General features: G+C 27.8%; 4 protein-coding genes. All 4 read left to right on the forward strand.

Annotated features, from left to right (window positions below):
* Positions 1-311: 311 nt before the first annotated feature.
* The 4 genes from ABUA17_RS18410 (at position 312) to ABUA17_RS18425 (ending at position 4,412) form a co-directional block, all read left to right on the forward strand.
* Positions 312-1,625 carry an ABC transporter substrate-binding protein gene (locus ABUA17_RS18410; protein WP_055276437.1) on the forward strand — a complete coding sequence of 438 codons (1,314 nt, stop codon included), beginning with the start codon at positions 312-314 and terminating at the stop codon, positions 1,623-1,625.
* A 169-nt stretch (positions 1,626-1,794) separates the two neighbouring features.
* The gene (locus tag ABUA17_RS18415; protein ID WP_055291216.1) at positions 1,795-2,793 is read left to right on the forward strand and encodes an ABC transporter ATP-binding protein; all 999 of its coding nucleotides are present in this window, start codon (positions 1,795-1,797) and stop codon (positions 2,791-2,793) included.
* Between the two features lie 3 nt (positions 2,794-2,796).
* Positions 2,797-3,615: an ABC transporter permease gene (locus ABUA17_RS18420; RefSeq protein WP_055276433.1), complete on the forward strand. Its 819-nt coding sequence runs from the start codon at positions 2,797-2,799 to the stop codon at positions 3,613-3,615.
* Between the two features lie 5 nt (positions 3,616-3,620).
* Positions 3,621-4,412 carry an ABC transporter permease gene (locus ABUA17_RS18425; RefSeq protein WP_042396287.1) on the forward strand — a complete coding sequence of 264 codons (792 nt, stop codon included), beginning with the start codon at positions 3,621-3,623 and terminating at the stop codon, positions 4,410-4,412.
* Positions 4,413-4,505 lie beyond the last annotated feature (93 nt).

The raw sequence follows: 4,505 nt of genomic DNA on the forward strand, positions 1-4,505 counted from the left end.
GTTTACTAGCTCAGTCGGTAGAGCACTTGACTTTTAATCAAGGTGTCCGGGGTTCGATTCCCCGGTAAGCCACCAAAGCAACTAAGAATTTTCTTAGTTGCTTTTTTTTATTAATTAATATTTAAAATGAATAAAAATTAAAATATTTCAGTCAATCTTTAGCAAAAGTTCGGAATAATTAGCAATTATCACTGTAAAATTAAAAAATATTGGAAATTGTAAATGTATACATTAGTATAAAGATATAAATCTAAATAAGTTATAAGAATTAAACATTTAGATTTTTATTAAGAATGTGAGGGGGAAATATAATGAAAAGAGGATTATGTTCGGTTTTAGCTACTATAGTATGTACAAGTTTATTTGTAGGTTGTCAAGGAAATGATGAAGTAGATAAGAATATTACTGAAATAAAGGATAATAAGGTTACTTTAACAGTTTTAACAAATAGAACAGATATTGTTAATACAGATTTAAAAGCATTTTCTGATAAATATACAGAAAATAATCCAAATGTAAAAATTGAATGGCAAGGTATAACAGACTATGAAGGGGATACAAAGGTAAGGCTTAATTCAAGTGATTATGGTGATGTACTTTTAATTCCAAATAGTTTACCAGTTTCTGAACTTCCAACTTATTTTGAACCACTTGGAAAATCAACAGATTCTGAGATAAAAGATTATAAATCTAATACAAATAAAGCTGTTTATGATGAGGAAAGTGGAGAATATACAGTTTATGGATTAACGTATGGGTTAGGTGCAGAAGGTATAGTTTATAATAAAGCAGCTTTTAAAGAAGCAGGAATAGAAGAGTTACCAAAAACTTTAGATGAGTTATATGAAGCGGCAGAAAAGCTTAAAGAGGTAGGAATAATTCCACTAGCAACCAATTTTAATGATAAATGGCCATTAAAAGAATGGTTTATGTATGGATGGATGTTAAGTGGAAATCAAAATTATAAGAATGAATCTTATAATGAAAAAGATATATTTGCAAGTGATAAGCCATTAGGGAAATCACTTGATGTACTATATGAATTTGTAAGTAATGGATGGGTTGAGGAAGATTTAGCAACTACAAATTGGGAACAATCAAAAGTAGATTTAGCTAATGGTAAAATAGCTATGGCAATACTAGGAACATGGGCAATTCCTCAAGTACAAAGTTTAGCTGAGAATTCAGACGATATAGGATTTATGCCAGTTCCAACAGAAGATGGTACTTTATATTCAGTATGTAGTCCAGACTGGGCATTAGCTGTAAGTAATAAGTCAAAGCATAAGGATGAGGCAAAAGATTTTTTATATGCATTTTTAAAATCTGATTATGCAGATGTAAATGGATTTATTCCAGCTAAAGAAGGTATAGAGTCAAACAATACAGTAATTAAGGAATTCCTAGAATCTGGAGTAACTACATTAGTAGAGGAACCAGCAACAGTTGAACAAGAAGGAAAATTTGATCTTATTACAAATGAAGGTTCTATTGATATATGGGGAGGAACTTTTGTTCAAGATTCTGCATTAGCAGCTAAGAGAAGTAGGGAAGAGTTTGAAAAAGAAGTAGATAAATTAAATAACTCTTGGAATAAAGCACAAGAAACATTAGAAATAAAATAATAGTTAGTATATAAGGAAATAAAAGACTAAAGTCCAATGATAGACTTTAGTCTTTTTATCGTTAAATATTACAAAAATATTGTAAAATAAAACAAAATTAATAAATACTACAGAAATTATAAAAGAAGTAGTATAAAATTTATATGAAATGATGAAGAAAGGTGAGTTTATGATACGGGTTGAGAATTTAAGCAAAGAATTTAAAAGTAATAAAAAATATCCTGGGTTTAAAGGTGCTATTAAATCTTTTTTTTCTACAGAATATATAACTAAAAAAGCTGTGGATGACATTAGTTTTGAAATAAATGATGGAGAAATCGTTGGATATATTGGAGCAAATGGAGCAGGAAAATCAACGACTATAAAAATGATGACTGGTATTTTAACACCTACAAGTGGAAGGGTTTATGTTAATAATTTAGTGCCTTATGAAAATAGAGAAGAGAATGCAAAAAATATTGGGGTTGTTTTTGGTCAAAAGACTCAGTTATGGTGGGATCTACCTATATCAGAGACCTTTTCATTATTAAAGGATATATATGATGTAAGTGATGCGGATTTTGAAGAGAGAATGAGATTCTTAAAGGAAGTGTTAGGATTAGAGGAGTTCTTTTTAAGTCCTGTTAGAACTTTATCTTTAGGTCAGAGAATGAGGGCAGATTTAGCAGCTGCACTAATACATAATCCACAGGTAATATATCTTGATGAACCAACGATAGGATTAGATGTAGTTGTAAAAGAAAATGTTCGTAAAGCTATAAAGGAAATTAATTTGAAGTATGGCACAACTATCATATTGACTACTCATGATTTAGATGATATTGAGGAACTTTGCAATAGAATTATTATTATTGATAAGGGGAAGAAGATATATGATGGTGAGATTAAAGGGGTTAAAGAAGAGTATGGGTATTTAGCAACTGTAGAAATACAAGTAAAAGAGGAAATTTCTTTAGAAAGCTTAAATATCTTTGATGATATATATAAAGATAAAGATTTTAAAATAGATTTTAAAGAAAATAAACTATTTATTACATTTAATATAAATAAGATATCTTCTTCAGAAATAATAAGTAGAGTAATGAAAAAAATAACAGTGGTAGACTTTGCTGTGAAAGAAACAAGTATAGAGGATATTGTAAAGAAGATGTATAAAAATGAGGTGTAATCGATGTTTAAATTAAATAGATACAAGCCTTATATTCCATTTGCTAGAAATGTTTTTCAAAGATTAATATCTTATAAAGCTAATGTGCTTTTCTTTATGTTTGGTGATTTGCTTATGTTGGCTGTAACATATTATTTATGGAAAGCTATTTATGAAAGTAGTAATGAAAGTATTCTAAATGGATTTGGATTTAATGAAATGATAATTTATATTTTTATATCATTTATTACTTCTGTTATGATAAGTGTTGATATCAGTCATGATATTTCAAGAGAAGTTAAGGATGGCTCTATTGCAATAAATTTAGTTAGACCACTGAATTATGAAAAAAGAATGTTGTTTCAGGGGTTAGGAAGTATATTATATAATTTTATTGTAATTTTTATAATTACATTTTCTATAACTACAATTTTGTATTATAAGTTTTTTGGTTATGTAAGTATTGTAAGAATATTATTATATTTTTTTAGTGTTATTATAGGGATATTTATTAATTTTTACTTTAGCTATATATTTGGCCTTGTTGCTTTTAAAATAACAAATATGTGGGGGTTGTCACAAATAATGCAGGCTATAGTGAATTTGTTGTCTGGAATGTTAATTCCAATAGCGTTTTTTCCAGAATGGGCTCAGGCAATAATTAACTTATTACCATTTAGTTCATCTATTTATACTCCAACAATGATTTATTTAGGAAAGATTACTGGAGCAGATATTATAATAGCATTAGGATTACAGATATTTTGGGTAATAGTACTTATGATAATTTCTAAAATAATGTGGAAAGCTTTGATTAAAAATTTAACTATTTTAGGGGGGTAAGATATATGAAGAAGTACTGCAAATTATATATAAAGTTCTTACAACAATATATCAAGACCTTGATAGAGTATAGAGCGGATTTTATTTTAGGGCTTATAGGTTTTTTGTTTGTACAATCTATAGGAGTTATTTTTATAGGGTTAATATTTAATAATATACCATCATTAAAGGGATGGAGTTTTTATGAAATATTATTTATATATGGTTTTGCTCAAATTCCTAGAGGAATAGATCATGTTTTTACAGATCAGCTTTGGATATTTAGTTGGCAAACTATAGTTGAAGGAAAATTTGATAAGTATTTAGTAAGACCATTAAATCCATTATTTCAAGTTATAGTTGAAAAATTTCAACCAGATGGCTTTGGTGAGATAATTATAGGTAGTATTCTTTTAATATTTTCATGGGTTAAATTAGGCGTTGAAGTTACTATTATAAAGATGATATCGTTAGTTATTATTATTATATTTGCAAGTTTTATTTATACAGCCATAAAACTTGCTGTTGCTTCCATAGCATTTTGGGTTAAATTTGCACAAAGCTATCTTTTCATGGTTTATCAATTAAGTACATTTGTTAAATATCCAATAACGATTTATCCAGGTTGGATTAGAGGTGTATTAACATTTATAATTCCTTTTGCATTTACAGGATATTTTCCAAGTGCATATTTATTAGGAAAAGGAAGTTTTGTTTTAGGGGTCGTGATGACTTGTTTTATAGGTGTTGTTAGTTTGTTAGTAGCTTATAGAATATGGCTTTTAGGTATTAGTAGATATGAAAGTAGTGGAAGCTAAAATATAAAAAAGATAGAAAAAAGGAGCTGTATCAGATTGAATTAATAAATTCAGTCTGAATACAACTCCTTTTTAATTGTTCAAAATTTTATA

The sequence above is a fragment of the Clostridium sp. RTP31139st1_H3_RTP31139_211217 genome, assembly GCF_040227035.1.
GTDB lineage: Bacteria > Bacillota > Clostridia > Clostridiales > Clostridiaceae > Clostridium > Clostridium saudiense.